The organism is Microbacterium sp. Leaf351 (assembly GCF_001423825.1).
Taxonomy (GTDB): Bacteria; Actinomycetota; Actinomycetes; order Actinomycetales; family Microbacteriaceae; genus Microbacterium; species Microbacterium ginsengisoli.
In genome coordinates this window covers 1-1185 of record NZ_LMPK01000026.1, presented here as the reverse complement: position 1 = coordinate 1185, position 1185 = coordinate 1, and the positions used below count along the sequence as shown (strand labels likewise).

Below are 1185 nucleotides of genomic sequence, written 5' to 3'. Positions count from 1 at the left end.
GAGATGGCCGGACAGGCGGAACTGCCGCTCTTCAGCCAAGAGCTGATCGACATGCTCTACGCGACTGGTGACCTCATTGATTCGACCGAGCTTGCAGTCCCCCTCGCAGCGCCGACGCGAAGCGCGAGCATGGACGCGCTCGACGAACTCGACTCGATTCTGAACTCCGGCGAGATTTCGATGCGGGAACCGGAACGCCGCTACATCTTCGAACTCATCGCGTCGTGCCGTGCGGTGTACCGCGAATCTGAAGCCTTCGGCAGTGTCGATCTACTTCGTAGGGTGCACGAACTACTGGGTGTCCTCACGATGCTGGCGGATTCGCTCGGAGACGACAAGGAGAGCGCGAAACTCGCCGAACGCATTCGCACGGTCGCCCGGAAGGTGATCCCATACGCATCATTCGGTACCCGACTAGCCGCGGGCACCCTTGGCGCAGCCGCCGACGTGATCCAGATCACGAGTGGTCTTCATTAGGAGCCATCGAGACCTAGCGTTCGAACAATCCGCTTAAGTTCAGCCGATCGGCGCGGCTTGGCGCGCGCCTTCTCCTCCGAGTCGATCGCCAGGACGAGAGCGCATGCCGCTAGACCTAGATTCGCGCCATGCGTTTCGTTGCTCGCGGACGGATTGAACGCGACCCCGATCGGACTGGAGGGGTCCACGCTGGAATAGAAGTCAGAGATCGTGATGCCACTGTGAGATTGCTCAGACAGTGCCCGGTACGTGATGTACCAGTTTCTGCCGTCCTTCAACGCCAGACAGCGCTGCTCGAATACAAACGCTCGCGGCCCCTCGCTGGCAGATAGCTGCTTGATTACGTTGTCGGCTTGCGCCAGCAACTCACTGACGTCGCGGCCCGTTAGAGCGAGTTCACTCAGCGCCTTGACCCGCTGCTTCGCTCCATCACGCACCATCGCCACACCGGATCCCGGGGTGATCAGCAGCCATGCCGCTGTGACGGCGCACTCGACCAGCAGACGGCATAGCGGCGACGTCTCTATGCCCGAGAAATCAGGGTGGAGTGCGAGAATCGCGCGAGCACAGCGCACAGCGTGATGGGCGTGCGCAAGGATCGCCAGCGCCCTATCCACACCAACATCGGCACGGTAGGTGACGCTCTCGTGCCTGGAGTCCCGCGGGGTGGTGGTCTTTCGGGCCCGCGGCGTCGTGACCGCGACGGGG

The 1185-nt window shown here is 62.3% G+C and carries 2 protein-coding genes; one reads left to right on the top strand and one right to left on the bottom strand.

Translation table 11 applies throughout. The features are described from left to right. A partial coding sequence (locus ASG00_RS08160) for a hypothetical protein (RefSeq protein ID WP_162238371.1) occupies window positions 1-477 on the top strand: 477 nt, incomplete at its 5' end. On the opposite strand, the gene ASG00_RS08155 is transcribed toward ASG00_RS08160, so the two are convergent. Next, window positions 474-1185: DUF5677 domain-containing protein (locus tag ASG00_RS08155; protein ID WP_082483153.1), on the bottom strand; the 712-nt coding region annotated here is incomplete at its 5' end. The two genes, ASG00_RS08160 and ASG00_RS08155, sit on opposite strands and share 4 nt — an antisense overlap.